Origin of the sequence: Halomonas ventosae, from assembly GCF_004363555.1 — a bacterium.
Classification (GTDB): Bacteria; Pseudomonadota; Gammaproteobacteria; order Pseudomonadales; family Halomonadaceae; genus Halomonas; species Halomonas ventosae.
In genome coordinates this window covers 32101-46940 of the sequence record NZ_SNZJ01000026.1, presented here as the reverse complement: position 1 = coordinate 46940, position 14840 = coordinate 32101, and the positions used below count along the sequence as shown (strand labels likewise).

16 protein-coding genes are annotated in these 14840 nt (G+C 67.9%); 15 read left to right on the top strand and 1 reads right to left on the bottom strand.

The annotated features are described in order from the left end of the window. Positions 1–66: 66 nt before the first annotated feature. Positions 67–666, top strand: a complete 600-nt coding sequence (locus DFP85_RS17595) for a TRAP transporter small permease subunit (protein ID WP_133637724.1) — start codon at positions 67–69, stop codon at positions 664–666. Next, positions 666–1967 carry a TRAP transporter large permease gene (locus tag DFP85_RS17590; protein ID WP_133637723.1) on the top strand — a complete coding sequence of 434 codons (1302 nt, stop codon included), beginning with the start codon at positions 666–668 and terminating at the stop codon, positions 1965–1967. Before DFP85_RS17595 ends, DFP85_RS17590 begins: the two co-directional genes overlap by 1 nt. Before the next feature lie 101 nt (positions 1968–2068). Here DFP85_RS17590 and DFP85_RS17585 read toward each other — a convergent pair whose 3' ends face one another. Next, positions 2069–2578 carry a gluconokinase gene (locus DFP85_RS17585; protein ID WP_133637722.1) on the bottom strand — a complete coding sequence of 170 codons (510 nt, stop codon included), beginning with the start codon at positions 2576–2578 and terminating at the stop codon, positions 2069–2071. A 293-nt stretch (positions 2579–2871) separates the two neighbouring features. On the opposite strand from DFP85_RS17585, the gene DFP85_RS17580 reads away from it, so the two are divergent. The 13 genes from DFP85_RS17580 to DFP85_RS17525 all read left to right on the top strand — a co-directional run bounded on the left by DFP85_RS17580 (position 2872) and on the right by DFP85_RS17525 (position 14835). Next, positions 2872–4281 (top strand): MBL fold metallo-hydrolase RNA specificity domain-containing protein, encoded by a 1410-nt coding sequence (locus DFP85_RS17580; RefSeq protein WP_133637721.1) that lies wholly within the window; start codon positions 2872–2874, stop codon positions 4279–4281. Between the two features lie 186 nt (positions 4282–4467). Further along, on the top strand, positions 4468–5055 hold the full coding sequence (locus DFP85_RS17575; protein WP_133637720.1) for a rhodanese-like domain-containing protein: 588 nt from the start codon (positions 4468–4470) through the stop codon (positions 5053–5055). A gap of 70 nt (positions 5056–5125) precedes the next feature. Then, positions 5126–5620, top strand: a complete 495-nt coding sequence (locus tag DFP85_RS17570; RefSeq protein ID WP_424955100.1) for a DsrE family protein — start codon at positions 5126–5128, stop codon at positions 5618–5620. A 29-nt stretch (positions 5621–5649) separates the two neighbouring features. Then, a complete protein-coding gene (locus DFP85_RS17565) occupies positions 5650–5841 on the top strand; it encodes a YgaP family membrane protein (RefSeq protein WP_133637719.1) in 192 nt (63 codons plus the stop codon). Positions 5842–6057: 216 nt separating this feature from the next. Beyond that, positions 6058–6969 carry an MBL fold metallo-hydrolase gene (locus DFP85_RS17560; RefSeq protein WP_133637718.1) on the top strand — a complete coding sequence of 304 codons (912 nt, stop codon included), beginning with the start codon at positions 6058–6060 and terminating at the stop codon, positions 6967–6969. A 161-nt stretch (positions 6970–7130) separates the two neighbouring features. Continuing rightward, positions 7131–8000 carry an MBL fold metallo-hydrolase gene (locus DFP85_RS17555; protein ID WP_133637717.1) on the top strand — a complete coding sequence of 290 codons (870 nt, stop codon included), beginning with the start codon at positions 7131–7133 and terminating at the stop codon, positions 7998–8000. Between the two features lie 41 nt (positions 8001–8041). Continuing rightward, positions 8042–8461: a protein tyrosine phosphatase family protein gene (locus DFP85_RS19155; protein ID WP_243737341.1), complete on the top strand. Its 420-nt coding sequence runs from the start codon at positions 8042–8044 to the stop codon at positions 8459–8461. A gap of 48 nt (positions 8462–8509) precedes the next feature. Beyond that, a complete protein-coding gene (locus DFP85_RS17550; protein ID WP_243737340.1) occupies positions 8510–9763 on the top strand; it encodes an NAD(P)/FAD-dependent oxidoreductase in 1254 nt (417 codons plus the stop codon). 30 nt (positions 9764–9793) lie between these two features. Then, positions 9794–11557 carry a SulP family inorganic anion transporter gene (locus DFP85_RS17545; protein ID WP_133637716.1) on the top strand — a complete coding sequence of 588 codons (1764 nt, stop codon included), beginning with the start codon at positions 9794–9796 and terminating at the stop codon, positions 11555–11557. A 113-nt stretch (positions 11558–11670) separates the two neighbouring features. Then, a complete protein-coding gene (locus DFP85_RS17540) occupies positions 11671–12132 on the top strand; it encodes a YeeE/YedE family protein (RefSeq protein ID WP_133637715.1) in 462 nt (153 codons plus the stop codon). Beyond that, positions 12129–12557: a DUF6691 family protein gene (locus DFP85_RS17535; protein ID WP_133637714.1), complete on the top strand. Its 429-nt coding sequence runs from the start codon at positions 12129–12131 to the stop codon at positions 12555–12557. Before DFP85_RS17540 ends, DFP85_RS17535 begins: the two co-directional genes overlap by 4 nt. A 185-nt stretch (positions 12558–12742) precedes the next feature. Beyond that, entirely contained in the window at positions 12743–13444 is a 702-nt protein-coding gene (locus tag DFP85_RS17530) for a response regulator (protein WP_133637713.1), read from the top strand. After that, positions 13441–14835: an ATP-binding protein gene (locus DFP85_RS17525; protein ID WP_133637712.1), complete on the top strand. Its 1395-nt coding sequence runs from the start codon at positions 13441–13443 to the stop codon at positions 14833–14835. The genes DFP85_RS17530 and DFP85_RS17525 overlap by 4 nt, the downstream gene beginning before the upstream one ends. Positions 14836–14840 lie beyond the last annotated feature (5 nt).

The window sequence follows — 14840 nt, the reverse complement described above, 5'->3', positions numbered from 1 at the left end:
CATCCACCCCCTGGCAAGCCGACCATCGTCCGGGCCCCGCCCGGACGATGCGTGAAGAGACCCGTCATGACCCAACTTTCTCCCGACAACCGCGACCCGGCCGAGCTGGTCGATCAGGCCGAGGAACTCGGTCCCGAACGCACCGCCCTGGACCGCCTGGTGGCCCGGGGCGCCCGCGGCGCCGCCTGGCTGGTGCTGATCGCCATGGGCATCAGCGTGGTCGAGGTGTTCCTGCGCTACGGCTTCAACAATCCTACCTCCTGGGTGCACGAGTCCGTGGTCTTCCTGGTCGCCGTGACCTTCGCGCTGGGCGGCCCCGCGGCGCTGGCCCGCAACAGCCATATCCGCGTCAAGGTCCTCTATGACAGCGCCGGCCCGCGCCTCAGGTGCTGGATGGACCGCTTCAACGACCTGGTGACCCTGGGCTTCTGCCTGGCCATGAGCTATGCCGCCTTCCACATGTTCTGGCGCGCCTCCCACAACCCGCTGGGCGAGTGGCAGCTGGAGCGCTCCGGCACCTCCTGGAACCCGCCCTTTCCGGCGCTGGTGAAGGGCATGATCCTCTTCGCCCTGGCGCTGATGACCCTGCAGGCCCTGCTGCACCTGGTGCAGTCGATTCGCGCCCGTCCTGCGGCCCCCGAGCCTACCGATAAGGAGACACGCTGATGGATATCGGGACGGCCACGATCCTGATGATCGCCGCCATCTTCGGCCTGCTGGTCACCGGCCTGCCGCTGGCCTTCATCACCGGCCTGGTGGCGATGGTCTTCACCTTCGGCTGGTTCGGCGAGACGGCGCTGCCGCTGGTCACCAGCCGGGTGTTCAGCTTCATCACCGAGTACTCGCTGGTGGCGGTGCCGATGTTCGTGCTGATGGCCTCGCTGCTCGACCGCTCGGGCATTGCCAAGGACCTGTTCAACGCCATGCGGGTGTTCGCCGGACGGCTACCCGGCGGCGTGGCGGTGCAGACCATCGTGGTGGCCTTCTTCCTCGCCGCGCTGTCGGGGATCATCGGCGGCGAGATCGTGCTGCTGGGCATCCTGGCGCTGCCGCAGATGCTGCGCCTGGGCTACGACAAGCGACTCTCCATCGGCGTGGTGTGCGCCGGCGGGGCGCTGGGCACCATGATGCCGCCGTCGATCGTGCTGATCATCTACGGCCTGATCGCCAGCGTCTCCATCGCCGAGCTGTTCACCGCGGCGATCACCCCGGCGGTGATCCTGATGGGCTCCTACATCGCCTACGTGCTGGTGCGCTGCCTGAAGAACCCGGCGATGGGCCCGCCGCTCACCGCCGAGACCCAGGACAACCCCTTCACCAGCAAGCTCGAGGCGGTCAAGGCGATCCTGCTGCCGGGGATGATCGCCTTCCTGGTGCTGGGCACCATCTATGGCGGCATCGCCTCGGTCACCGAGGCGGCGGCCATGGGGGTGTTCGGGGTGATGCTGGCCATCGTGCTGCGCGGCGAGTTCAGCGTGGCGATGCTGCACCATAGCCTGGGCCAGACGCTCTTCACCTGCGGCATGATCATCTGGATCGGCATCGGCGCCGCGGCGCTGGTGGGGGTCTACAACCTGATGGGCGGCAACCGCTTCGTCTCGGGGATGATCCTGGGGCTCGAGGTGGCGCCGATCGTGATCATCCTGGTGATGATGGCGATCATGCTGGTGCTGGGGCTGTTCCTGGACTGGATCGGCATCGCCATGCTGGCCCTGCCGATCTTCCTGCCCATCGTCACCCAGCTGGGCTACGACCCGATCTGGTTCGGCATCCTGTTCGCGGTGAACATGCAGGTGTCGTTCCTGTCGCCACCGTTCGGCCCCGCCGCCTTCTACCTGAAGAGCGTGGCGCCGCCGGACATCAGCCTGAAGGACATCTACGTCTCGGTGCTGCCCTTCATGGCGATCCAGCTGTGCGTGCTGGCGGCCCTTCTCATCTGGCCGCAGCTCGCCATCTGGCCGCTATAGCAGCAGGAGAGAGGCAAAAGAAGGCATGAAAAGAGGGAGGCCGAATGGCCTCCCTTTTCCTTGCCTCGTTGCTGGCGTTTCCTGCCAAAAAAGGGCAGGGGTCAGGCGTCGATTCGCTCGATAAATCGTGACACGATCTCCTCCGGTGAGAGGGAGATATCCAGGCGAATCGCCTCGTCGTCGCCTGGGAGTTCCAGGTCGCGAAGCTGGCTGTCCAGCATGTGATCGCCCTGGAAGAAATGCCCCTGGCGGGCGCGCAGTCGTGCCAGCAGCAGCTCCCGGCTGCCGTGCAGATAGAGGATCCGCAGTGCCGGCGCTCCCGTACGCAGCTGGTCGCGGTAGCGGCGCTTGAGCGCCGAGCAGCCGATCACCAGCGAACGCCCCTGGCGAGCATGGTCACGGAAGAAACCGGCAAGGGTCTCGAGCCAGCCCTCCCGGTCGCCGTCGTTGAGGGGTTCGCCACGCGACATCTTGGCGATGCTGCTGGCACTGTGGTGGTCATCGGCATCGATGAAGTCGGCACCGATGGCCTCGGCAAGGCGCTTGCCGACGTGAGACTTCCCGGACCCTGAAACCCCCATGACCAGCGCGAATATCGGCGTGGATTTCATCTGTCTTCTTCCATTGTATGGGTGGAATATATGACGTTCATCATAGCGAAAGAACGCCAGCAATGGCCAGTGAATCTCTTGCCTTTGCCAGGCATGTCGTCATGCCTTTCCTGGTATCGGGAGAACCTGTTTGACGGCCTGCCCGATGCGGTATGACCCTCGTCAAGGGGAGTGGCTCGAATGACGCCGGTCGGTCGCGAATCCGTTATGCTGAGGTGAGGGAGCAGGCCGGGGACGTCTCCTCGCCCTGTTCCTCGGCTACCCGCAGTTCCTCGGCTACAAGGAGCGAGACCATGTCGACACTCACCTTCCAGGGCGCGGTCAAGGAGGTCACCGGGTCGCGCTATCTCATCGAACTGGACGGCAATGGCCGCTCGCACAAGCTGCTGCTGGAGTGTGGCCTGCATCAGGGCGGTAGCGACGCCGACGAGGCCAACGCCAGGTCCTTCGGAAGCCTGCCTCGGGAGCTCGAGGCGGTGGTGCTCTCCCATGGCCATCTCGACCATTCGGGGCTGCTGCCCAAGCTGGTGCGGGAGGGATATCGTGGGCCGATCCACTGCACACGGGGCACCCGCGACCTGCTGGAGATCATGCTCCAGGACGCCGCCTTCATCATGGCCAAGGACGTCGAGTGGGAGAACAAGTGGCGCAAGCGCAACGGCAAGCCGCTGGTCGAACCGCTCTACGCGCTGGAGGACGTGGAACAGACCCTGGCGCTCTGCGAGTCCCACCCCTATGGCCAGCCGGTCGAACTGCCCGGCGGGGCCAGCCTGGTGTTCCGCGACGCCGGCCACATCCTCGGGTCGGCCATCGTCGAGCTGGCCTTACCCTCCGGAGAGCAGACGAAGCGGCTGGTCTTCTCGGGGGACCTGGGCAATTCCAGCTCGGTGCTGATGAAGGATCCCGAGAAGCTCTATGACGCCGACCTGGTGCTGATGGAGAGCACCTATGGCGACCGCGACCATCGACCGCTGGAGGAGACCCTCGAGGAGTTCGCCCGCGTGCTGGAGGAGGCCCATGCCGCCGGCGGCAACGTGCTGATTCCCGCCTTCGCCGTGGGGCGTACCCAGGAGATCCTCTATCACCTGAGCGTGCTCTACCACGAGGGGCGGCTACGCCAGCAGATGGTGTTCCTGGACAGCCCCATGGCGATCAAGGTCACCGAGCTCTACCACCGGGCACGCAAGTCGCTGGATCCCGAGGACCTCAAGGTGCTCAACGTGGCGGCCAGCGGCGATACCAGCCAGTACCTGCCGATCCTGCGCATGACCCGCACGGTGGAGGAGTCCATGGCCATCAACCGCATCCACGGCGGGGCGATCATCATCGCCGGGGCCGGGATGTGCAACGGCGGGCGCATCATCCACCACTTCCGCTACAACCTGGAGAAGCCCGATACCCGGCTGGTGATCGTGGGCTTCCAGGCCGCGGGCACGGTGGGGCGCCAGATCGTCGACGGCGCCGAGCGGATCCGCGTCATGGGCCGGGAGCTGGCGGTAAAGGCGAAGGTCCACACCATCGGCGGTTTCTCGGCCCATGCCGGCCAGACCCAGCTGCTGGGCTGGGCCGGGGCCTTCCGCAACCGCCCCCGCTTCTACCTGGTGCACGGCGAGCCCGGGGCCCAGCTGGCGCTGCAGGCGGCGCTGGCCGAGAGCGACATCGATGCCGAGATTCCCGCCTACGGTGACCGTATCGAGCTCTGAGCGGGCCCGCCCAGCGATGCGCTTCGCTGGCTCACCCTGATGGTCTCCTCCGGCTGCCCATTGTCCTCCTTGCTCCCGCCACGTTGACCTGAATCAAGGTGCGTCCAGATGCCTCATGCAGACGATGCGGCATTGGACTAGACTTCAGTGCTAAAGGAAAAAGTTATTTGCTTAGAGGGTTTTGTTATGAAAATGACGCACCTGCTGGTTGGTTCCCTGCTGGCGGCGACTCTGGTTGCCGCCCCGGCACTGGCCGAGGAAGAGGTTCCCGCCTACCGGGAGACCCAACTGGGGCTCTACGTCACGGCGAGCGAGGCCCATGAACTGATGCAGGAGAACGACCGGGCCGTGCTGGTCGACGTGCGCGACCCCATCGAGATCAAGTTCACCGGCTTCGCCGAGCCCACCGATATCCACGTGCCCTGGGTGCTGGCCGACCGTGACAACTTCGACGAGGAGGCGAAGAGCTGGCCGATGGTCAGGAATGCCGACTTCGAGGCCCAGGTGCGCGCCGAGCTGGAGGCCCTGGAGATGGGCGAGGACGACCCGATCATCGTCATGTGCCGCTCCGGTTCCACCCGCAGCGCACCGGCTGCCGACCTGATCGCCGAGATGGGCTTCAGCCAGGTCTACTCGGTGACCGATGGCTTCGAGGGCGGCAAGCTCGAGGAGGGCGATTCCAGGGGCGTGAGGGCGGTCAATGGCTGGCGCAATTCCGGGCTGCCCTGGAGCTACGAGATCGACCCCGACGTCGCCTGGCGCCCGGCGGAGTGAATGCCATCAGCAGGCCTCCGGCCCGTCAGGGTGAAGCCTGCCATCCCGAACGAAACGACAAGGTGAACACATGACCATCACGAAGACACTGACCCTGGCCGCCGCCGCCGCCGCTGCCGTCCTCGGCCTCTCCGCTGCCGCCATGGCCGACAGCCACGGGGGCGAGGCCGAGGGCGGCAAGGCCATGGACGACAAGGCACTGGTGATCCTGACCAGCGATTCACTGCAGACCCAGGGCATGGCGATGATCCTCTCCAACGCCATGCAGCAGCAGGGCACCGACCTGCATATCCTGCTCTGCGACGCCGCCGGCCACCTGGCCGTCGAGGGCTATGAAAGTGCCGAGGCGATCAACACGCCCCCGAGCAATCCGGCTGGCCAGGTCAAGCCGGAAGGTATCCTGCAGATGTTGATGGAGAAGGGCGCCCAGGTGGATGTCTGCGCGATCTATCTGCCCAACAGCGATCTGGGCGAGGACAACCTGCGCGAGGGCGTCGGCGTGGCCGCTCCCGGTCCGATGGCCGAGATGATGCGCGACCCGTCCATCCCCGTTTACAGCTTCTGAGCGTCCGAAGCGAACCCAAGGAGTCCGTCATGAAGAGCAACGTGGGCGGTATCGACAAGATGGCCCGTATCGTGGTCGGGGCCGTGCTGATCCTGCTGGCCCTGACCGGCACCATCGGCGTCTGGGGCTGGATCGGCGTGGTGCCGCTGGCCACCGGCCTGTTCAACTTCTGCCCGGCCTGGAAACTGCTGGGTATCAATACCCGCAAGCCGAACGAGTAGGCAGCGCGGCTCGGGACGGTAGTGTTCCACAAGGCGCCTGCGACCTCCGGGTTGCGGGCGCCTTGCGTTGGGGGCGAGCAGGTTGATTTCGGGGCAGTCTGGAACTATCGCGACCATGCACGGCCTCAATCGGTGTATAGAGCACAATGTGCTAAGTTTATTCCCGAATTTGAAATCACCGCCCGGTCGAGGCCGGGCGCCATCAGGAGGTGACCCATGAAGACCTTCGCCCTCTCCCCGAGCAGTGGTGCCGGCACTCCCGACGTGGCCGGTTTCTTCGACCCGCGCACCTTCAGCGTGCAATACGTGGTGAGCGACCCGGCGACCCGCCAGTGCGCGATCATCGACCCGGTCCATGACTTCGACGAGAAGTCCGGGGCCACCGCCACCCACCATGCCGACGAGCTGCTGACCTATGTGAAGGAGCAGGGGCTCGAGGTGCAGTGGATTCTCGATACCCATCCCCATGCCGACCACTTCTCGGCGGCGCAATACCTGCGTGAGAAGACAGGCGCCCCCACCGCCATCGGCGAGAAGGTGGTCGAGGTACAGAAGCTGTGGAAGGAGATCTACCACTGGCCCGACTTCCCCGCGGACGGCTCGCAATGGGATCGGCTGTTCGCCGAGGGCGATGCGTTCCCCATCGGCGAGCTGGAGGTGCGGGTAATGTTCTCGCCGGGCCATACCCTGGCCTCGATCACCTACATGATCGGCGATGCCGCCTTCGTCCATGACACCATCTTCCAGCCGGACTTCGGCACTGCTCGGGCCGACTTCCCGGGGGGCGATGCCCACCAGCTCTGGCAGTCCATCCAGGACATCCTGGCGCTGCCCGACGAGACCCGGCTGTTCACCGGCCACGACTACATGCCCGACGGCCGCGAGCCGCAGTGGGAGAGCACGGTGCGCGAGCAGCGCGAGACCAACAAGCACCTGGCCGGCGGCGTCACCGAGGATGACTACGCGGCAATGCGCGATGAGCGCGACAGCGAGCTGCCGATGCCCAAGCTGATCCTGCACTCCCTGCAGGTGAATACCCTGGGCGGTCGACTCCCGGAGCCCGAGGCCAACGGCAAGCGCTACCTGAAGATCCCGCTGGATGCCCTGGAAGGCGCCGCCTGGGAATGACTGCCTGCAACAGGCCCGTCGCCGCGGCGACGGGCCTCCCGGATGGCAGGGATGTCATCCATCGCCGGTTATATATAGCAAAATAATCTATTCTTAGAACTTTGATTGCGATAAGCTGACCTCACCACCCGGCCAGTGACATTCGATGGAGGTCGTTCCCCATGTCCCAGCAGCCAAGCGTGACCCACTTCTTCGACGAGCCCACCAACACCTTCAGCTACGTGGTGCAGGATCCCGACAGCAAGGCGTGTGCGATCCTCGATTCGGTGCTCGACTTCGATTACGCCGCCGGCCGCACCGACGTGCGCTCCGCCGACGAGATCATCGCCTTCGTGCGTGACAACGGCCTCGAGGTGGCGTGGATCCTCGAGACCCACGTCCACGCCGACCACCTCTCTGCCGCGCCCTACCTGCACGAGAGGCTGGGCGGGCTGACCGGCATCGGCGCCAACATCACCGTGGTGCAGGACGTTTTCGGCAAGGCCTTCAATGCCGGCCCCGAGTTCGCCCGTGACGGCAGCCAGTTCGACCGCCTCTTCGAGGAGGGTAACACCTTCACCATCGGCAACCTGGAGGGGCGGGTGCTGCACACCCCGGGTCACACCCCGGCCTGCCTGACCTACGTGATCGGCGATGCCGCCTTCGTCGGCGATACCCTGTTCATGCCCGATTACGGCACCGCCCGCTGCGACTTCCCGGGCGGTGACGCCCGCACCCTCTATCGCTCCATCCAGAAGGTGCTGGCGCTGCCGGGCGAGACGCGCCTCTTCCTGTGCCACGACTACAAGGCGCCGGAGCGCGAGGAGTACCAGCACGAGACCAGCGTGGCAGAGCAGCGCGCCCACAACGTCCATGTCCACGAAGGCGTCAGCGAGGAGGCGTTCGTGAAGATGCGGACCGAGCGCGACGCGACCCTGGACATGCCCCGGCTGATCCTGCCCTCGGTGCAGGTCAACATGCGCGCCGGCCATATGCCGCCGGCCGAGGATAACGGCCAGGTCTACCTCAAGGTGCCGATCAACAAGTTCTGATCGACTATCTTCCCGGACTTCATCTCCCCAGGAGAGCGCCCATGCAGATCCATGAACTCGAACCCGGCTTCGCCATCACCGATGCCGTGACGCCCGCCGATCTTGACGAGGTCGCCCGCCGCGGCTTCCGCTCGGTGATCTGCAACCGCCGTCCCGGCGAGGCCGAGGACCACCCCGACGACCGCGCCCTGAGTGCCCGAGCCGCCGAGCTGGGCCTTGAATGGCGCTCTATCCCGGTCACCCCGGGCGAATACTCGGAGGCCGACATCACGGCCTTCGGCCAGGCCCTCGACGGCTTGCCCACTCCCATCCTCGCCTTTTGCAGGACCGGCAAGCGGGCCGTGCACCTCTGGGCCCATGCCCGCTCCCGGGAGGCCGGCTGCGATATCCCGGCGCTGCTGGCCGCGGCCCACAAGGCCGGCCATGATCCGCAGCCGATCCGCGAGATGCTCGAGAACTGACAGGCGCCCCCCCCCACGACAACGATAACGACGCCCTGGAGCCATGCCATGCACCACCCGACCCCCGAGAGTTCGTCCCGTCATCATGATGTCGTCGTCATCGGCGGCGGCGCGGCGGGCATCGCAGTCACCGCGAGCCTGCTGAAGCGCCGCGGCGACCTGGACATCGCCATCGTCGACCCTGCCGAGACGCACAGCTACCAGCCTGGCTGGACCCTGGTGGGCGGCGGGGTATTCCCGGCCGCCATTACTCGCCGTCCCATGGGCGATGTGATTCCCGACAGGGCCAGCTGGTATGCGGTCGGCGCCGAACGCGTCGACCCGCAAGGCGGCGAGGTGGTGCTGGCCGATGGCCGGCGCCTCGGCTATTCCCGGCTGGTGGTGGCGCCCGGACTGGTCATCGACTGGGGCGCGATCGAGGGGCTGGAGCAGACGCTGGGCCAGAACGGCGTGACCTCCAACTACCGTTTCGACCTGGCGCCCTACACCTGGTCGCTGGTGCAGTCGCTGGAGAAGGGCCGGGCGCTGTTCACTCAGCCGCCGATGCCGATCAAGTGCGCCGGTGCCCCGCAGAAGGCCATGTACCTCTCCTGCGACCACTGGCATCGCCGGGGGCGCCTGGACGGGATCGAGGTGAGCTTCTGCAACGCCGGGGAAGCGCTGTTCGGCGTGGCGGACTATGTGCCGGCCCTCGAGGGCTACATCACGCGCTACGGCATCGAGAAGGCCTTCGGTCATCGCCTGGTGGCCGTGGATGGCCCATCGCGCACGGCACGGTTCGTCGTATCCGGCGAGGACGGGGAGCGCACCGCGGAGCGCCCCTTCGACATGCTGCATGCGGTGCCGCCCCAGAAGGCCCCGGCCTTCATTGCCGAATCGGGGCTCGCCAATGCCGGTGGCTGGCTGGACCTCGATCCCGAGACGCTGCAGCACGCCCATTACCCGGCGGTGTTCGGCCTGGGCGACGCCAGCGGTACGGCCAATGCCAAGACCGCGGCGGCGGTGCGCAAGCAGGCGCCGGTGGTGGCCGAGAACCTGCTGGCCACCCTGGACGCGACACCGTTGTCGGCGGCCTACCTGGGCTATGGCTCCTGCCCGCTGACCGTGGAGCGAGGGCGCATCGTGCTGGCCGAGTTCGGCTATGGTGGCGCCCTGCAGCCGACCTTCCCGCGCTGGGTCAACGAGGGCACCCGGGCGACTCGCCGGGCCTGGTGGCTCAAGGCCAAGCAGCTGCCCTGGCTCTACTGGAACGGCATGCTCAAGGGACACGAGTGGCTGGCCCGACCGGCGCGACGTCACTGAGCAGGATTCACCGCAGATGACGAGACCTTCATGATCCCTTCACGCTGGATTCCCCTGATCGGCTGGCTGCACGGCTACCGGCGCGATGTGCTGGCGCGTGACCTGGTGGCGGCGGTGATCGTCACCCTGATGCTGGTGCCCCAGGCGCTGGCCTATGCCCTGCTGGCCGGCCTGCCGCCGGAAGTGGGGCTCTACGCCAGCATGCTGCCGCTGGTGCTCTATGCCCTCTTCGGCACCAGCGCCACCCTGGCGGTGGGGCCGGTGGCGGTGGCCTCGCTGATGACCGCCTCGGCGCTCTCCGGCATCGCCACTCCCGGCAGTGCGGAGTACGTCGGGGCGGCCCTGGTGCTGGCGGCCCTCTCCGGCCTGGTCCTGGTGACCATGGGGGTGCTGCGCCTGGGGTTCCTCGCCAATTTCCTCAGTCACCCGGTGATCTCGGGCTTTGTCACCGCCTCGGGCATCCTGATCGCCGCCAGCCAGCTGAGACACGTGCTGGGCGTGGAAGCGTCCGGCCACAACCTGGTGGAGATGGGCTCGGCGCTGGTCGCGGGGCTTGCGGACACCAACGTCATCACACTGGCGATCGGGCTCGGTGTCTGGGGCTACCTGCTGCTGTGCCGACGCCATCTGAAGGGCGGCCTGAGGCGCCTGGGGCTGTCGGCAACGGTCGCCGACCTGGTGGCAAAGGCCGCGCCGGTCTCGGCGGTGGTCGCCACCACCCTGCTGGCCTGGGGGCTGGGCCTCGGCCAGCAGGGTGTCGCCCTGGTCGGCGAGGTGCCCAGCGGCCTGCCTTCCCTGGCCCTGCCGAGCCTGGATCCCGAGCTGTGGTCGAGCCTGCTGCCGGCGGCGGTGCTGATCAGCCTGGTGGGCTTCGTCGAGTCGGTCTCGGTGGCCCAGACCCTGGCCGCCAAGCGGCGCCAGCGGATCGACCCCAACCAGGAGCTGATCGCCATGGGGCTCGCCAATATCGGGGCGGGCACCAGCGGCGGCTCGCCGGTATCCGGCGGTTTCTCCCGGTCGGTGGTCAACTTCGAGGCCGGTGCCGCCACGCCTCTCGCTGGCGCCTTCACCGCCCTGGGCATCGCCGTGGCCACGCTGGCGCTGACCACGCCCCTGGCTTTCCTGCCCAAGGCGACGCTTGCCGCCACGATCATCGTCGCGGTGGGCACCCTGATCGACCTGCCCGCCATTCGGCGCACCTGGGCCTATTCCCGGGCCGATGGCGTGGCCATGCTGGCCACCCTGGTGCTGACCCTGGCCCATGGCGTGGAGAGCGGGATCCTGGTCGGCGTGGGTCTGTCGCTCGGCCTTCACCTGTATCGCACCAGCCGCCCGCACAGCGCGGTGGTGGGGCGGGTGCCCGGCAGCGAGCACTTTCGCAACGTGCGGCGCCACGAGGTCGAGACCGACGAGCGGATCGCCATCCTGCGGGTCGACGAGAGCCTCTACTTCGCCAATGCCCGCTATCTGGAGGACACCGTGATGGCGCTGGCGGCCCGCCAGCCGGGCCTCGAGCACATCGTGCTGGCCTGCCAGGCGGTGAACGTCATCGATGCCTCGGCGCTGGAGAGCCTGGAGGCGATCAATGCGCGGCTCAAGGACTCCGCCGTCACCCTGCACCTGGCCGAGGTCAAGGGGCCGGTGATGGATCGGCTGCAGCATACGGAATTCTGCCATGAGCTGACCGGCAGGGTGTTCCTGAGCACCTATGACGCCTGGCGGGCCTTGCGCGACAATGTCGACGCGGTCTCGGACCGCGTCTGCGGCGAGGCCGGGCTGGCAGCCAGCAAGTAGGGCCGGCGCGTGCATCGCCCCGTTTTCGCCGACGACAGGCGGGGCAGGGCGCTTCGGCGCGGGCCGCTGAACCGGATGGACGACCGGTACCCTGACACTAGAGGAGATATGACGTGGATTGGACGGCAAGCCTTCAGGGGCTGATCGGCGGTGTGCTGATCGGCCTCTCGGCCACCTGGCTGATGGCCACCCTGGGCCGCATCGCCGGCATCAGCGGGATCATCGGCACCCTGGTCACCGCCCGGCCCCAGGGGGACAGCGCCTGGCGCCTGGCCTTCGTGCTGGGGCTGGTCAGCGGCCCCGTGCTGGTGCTGCTGGCCGGTGGCGGGCTCGGCAACGTGGCCGGCGCCCCGGGCGAGGTGATCGGCGAGCCCGCCGGCGGCGTGCCGCTGATGCTCGTCGCCGGCCTGCTGGTCGGCCTGGGCACGGGCCTGGGTAGCGGTTGCACCAGCGGCCATGGCGTCTGCGGCCTCTCCCGACTCTCGGTGCGCTCGATGGTGGCTACCGTGACCTTCCTGGTGGCGGCGATCGTCACCGTGTTCGTGGTCCGGCACGTGATCGGAGGTGGTGCATGAAGACCGAGACCCTGAAGACGATCATGGGCTATGTCGCGGGGCTGATCTTCGGTCTCGGCCTGGCCATTTCCGGCATGACCGACCCGGCCCGGGTGCTGGGCTTCCTGGATGTCGCCGGGGCCTGGGACCCGACGCTGATGTTCGTGCTGGGCGGCGCCGTGATCACCAACTTCATCGGCTACCGGCTGGTGCTGCGTCGCCCCAACCCGGTGTTCGGCGAGCGCTTCCAGCTGCCCACCCGTCAGGACATCGACGGTCGCCTGATCGGCGGAGCCGCGCTGTTCGGCATCGGCTGGGGCCTCTCCGGCTACTGCCCGGGACCGGCCTTCGCGTCCATCGCCGGGCTCACCGGCCCGCTTCTCGCCATGCTGGTGGCCATGGTGGCCGGCTGGTTCCTGGCCCGGGCGATCCCTGCCAGGGGATGACACTGCCTGAACACCGGCCACCGTCCCCCGCCGGCCCTGCCGGCGGGGGCTTTTCTGCGACCCGGAAGTTGCGACCCTGAGCTTGCGACCAATGGACGAGCGCGAATCGTTCTAGCCTTATGACGGCTTAACGCCTTCTTAATGGCCGGGTGACAGGATGTCGCACATCACGAGGATTCCCAGTCATGCACGTACTGCTCATCGAGGACGATGCCCTGGTGGCGTCGGGCATCCAGGCCGGCCTGGCCGTCTATGACTTCGTCATCGACCATGTGAGCTCCATGGCCGAGGCACGCTCGGCCATGGAAACCGTGTCGAGCGATGTGGTCATCCTCGACCGGGGCCTGCCCGACGGTGACGGCATGCTGCTTCTCGAGGAGTGGCGCAGGGCCGGCGTGGATACCCCGGTGCTGATCCTCACCGCCCGCGACGCGGTGAGCGATCGCATCGAGGGACTGCATGTGGGGGCCGATGACTACCTGGTGAAGCCCTTCGACCTGGACGAGCTGGTGGCGCGCCTGCAGGCCCTGCTGCGCCGGGCCGCCGGGCGCTCCCGGGCGCTGGTCGAGCATGGCCCGCTGTGCCTGGATCCGGTCTCCCGCGAGGTCAGCGTGGCGGGGCGGGCGGTGAGCCTCTCGCGCCGCGAGCTGGTGCTGCTGGAGGCCTTCCTCCAGGCGCCGCGCAGCGTGCTGACCGCCGGCCAGCTCAAGGACAGCCTCTACGGCATGAACGAGGAGGTGGAGAGCAATGCGCTCAACGTGCACATCCACCACCTGCGCCGCAAGCTCGGCAGCCGGGTGATCGAGACGGTGCGCGGCCTGGGGTACCGGCTGGGCAAGCCCTCCGCGGTGGAGGTGCCGCACCGCCACGGGGCCGGTCGGGCATGAGCCTGCGCACGCGCCTGGTGCTGACCCTGGGTCTGACCCTGCTGCTGCTGTGGGGCCTGGCCGCCGCCTGGCTGATGCGCGACCTTCACCAGCAGGTGGAGAAGACCCTGGACCAGCGGCTCGCCCAGTCGGCCCGCATGGTGGCCGGGCTGATGGCCCAGCTGCCGCTGGACGTCTGGGAACAGGCCGACCAGCGTGCCCTCTCGATTCCGCCCATCGAGGGGCTGGCCTGCCAGGTGCACTCGCCCCGCGGCGAGATCATCGCGCGCACCCATACCGACATGGAAGACATCCTGCAGGCCCGGGAGCCGGGGCATGCCTACCGCGAGGAGGGCGGCGTGACCTGGCGAGTGTTCACCTACGAGCGGGGCGGCTTGACCATCACCACCGCCGACCGCATGGACGAGCGCGACCTGCTGATGCGCAACGTGCTGCAGGTGGCGGTGGTGCCCTTCGTGGTGGCGCTGGCCGGCAGCCTGCTGGCGCTGTGGCTCGGCGTGGTGAGGGGGCTGCGGCCGCTGGGCAGGCTGCGCGATGCGCTGGCCCGCCGCCATCCGGATGCCCTGGCGCCGGTGGCGACCCATGGCGTGCCGGTGGAGATCCGCCCGCTGGTGGAGACACTCAACGGCCTGCTGGCGCGCATCCAGCAGACCATCGTGCGCGAGCAGCGCTTCACCAACGACGCCGCCCACGAGCTGCGCACCCCGCTGACGGCCATCAAGACCCACCTGCAGGTGGCCAGCCGGGTCGAGGGCGAGGCGGCACGCCAGTCGCTGGACCATGCCGAGGAGGGCGTGGCGCGCCTGTCGCGGACCCTGGACCAGCTGCTGATGCTGGCGCGGGTGGAAGGGCGGCTACACTTCGAGGACGGCGAGGCCAGCCGCGCCGCCGACGTGGTGGAGCTGGCGCTGCGCGACGCCTCGGCAAGCGACCGGCAGCGCTTCGCGCTGCCCGAGGCCTGGCCCGAGGTGGAACTGGCGGTGCCTCGCGAACTGGCGATCACCGCGCTGCGCAACCTGGTGGACAACGCCCTCCGCCACGGTCCCGGGGAGAGCCCCGTGGAGGTCGCCGCCCGCCTCGACGCGGATGGCCAGACGCTGACCTATGGGGTCAGGGACCATGGCCCCGGGGTCGACGATGCCCAGCTCGAGCAGCTGCCGCGCCGGTTCTGGCGGGCCAGCCGCCGGCAGGGCAGTGGCCTGGGGCTGGCCATCGTCGCCGCCATCGCCGAGCGCTTCGGTGGAGGGCTGGCATTTTCCCGCCCCGAGGGGGGCGGGCTGGAGGCCCGGCTGACGCTGCCGCTGACGCCGAGGTCGACGGGACCGGCAGGGCCGGCCCGGGAAGGAACCCCGCAAGGGATCAATGACAACGACGAGGGTGACCCGAGATGACGAGC

Excerpts from the sequence above, each read along its gene's own strand:
- DFP85_RS17595 (WP_133637724.1), top strand. The coding sequence starts at position 67 with ATGACCCAACTTTCTCCCGACAACCGCGACCCGGCCGAGCTGGTCGAT.
- DFP85_RS17590 (WP_133637723.1), top strand. The coding sequence starts at position 666 with ATGGATATCGGGACGGCCACGATCCTGATGATCGCCGCCATCTTCGGC.
- DFP85_RS17585 (WP_133637722.1), bottom strand. The coding sequence starts at position 2,578 with ATGAAATCCACGCCGATATTCGCGCTGGTCATGGGGGTTTCAGGGTCC.
- DFP85_RS17580 (WP_133637721.1), top strand. The coding sequence starts at position 2,872 with ATGTCGACACTCACCTTCCAGGGCGCGGTCAAGGAGGTCACCGGGTCG.
- DFP85_RS17575 (WP_133637720.1), top strand. The coding sequence starts at position 4,468 with ATGAAAATGACGCACCTGCTGGTTGGTTCCCTGCTGGCGGCGACTCTG.
- DFP85_RS17570 (WP_424955100.1), top strand. The coding sequence starts at position 5,126 with ATGACCATCACGAAGACACTGACCCTGGCCGCCGCCGCCGCCGCTGCC.
- DFP85_RS17565 (WP_133637719.1), top strand. The coding sequence starts at position 5,650 with ATGAAGAGCAACGTGGGCGGTATCGACAAGATGGCCCGTATCGTGGTC.
- DFP85_RS17560 (WP_133637718.1), top strand. The coding sequence starts at position 6,058 with ATGAAGACCTTCGCCCTCTCCCCGAGCAGTGGTGCCGGCACTCCCGAC.
- DFP85_RS17555 (WP_133637717.1), top strand. The coding sequence starts at position 7,131 with ATGTCCCAGCAGCCAAGCGTGACCCACTTCTTCGACGAGCCCACCAAC.
- DFP85_RS19155 (WP_243737341.1), top strand. The coding sequence starts at position 8,042 with ATGCAGATCCATGAACTCGAACCCGGCTTCGCCATCACCGATGCCGTG.
- DFP85_RS17550 (WP_243737340.1), top strand. The coding sequence starts at position 8,510 with ATGCACCACCCGACCCCCGAGAGTTCGTCCCGTCATCATGATGTCGTC.
- DFP85_RS17545 (WP_133637716.1), top strand. The coding sequence starts at position 9,794 with ATGATCCCTTCACGCTGGATTCCCCTGATCGGCTGGCTGCACGGCTAC.
- DFP85_RS17535 (WP_133637714.1), top strand. The coding sequence starts at position 12,129 with ATGAAGACCGAGACCCTGAAGACGATCATGGGCTATGTCGCGGGGCTG.
- DFP85_RS17530 (WP_133637713.1), top strand. The coding sequence starts at position 12,743 with ATGCACGTACTGCTCATCGAGGACGATGCCCTGGTGGCGTCGGGCATC.
- DFP85_RS17525 (WP_133637712.1), top strand. The coding sequence starts at position 13,441 with ATGAGCCTGCGCACGCGCCTGGTGCTGACCCTGGGTCTGACCCTGCTG.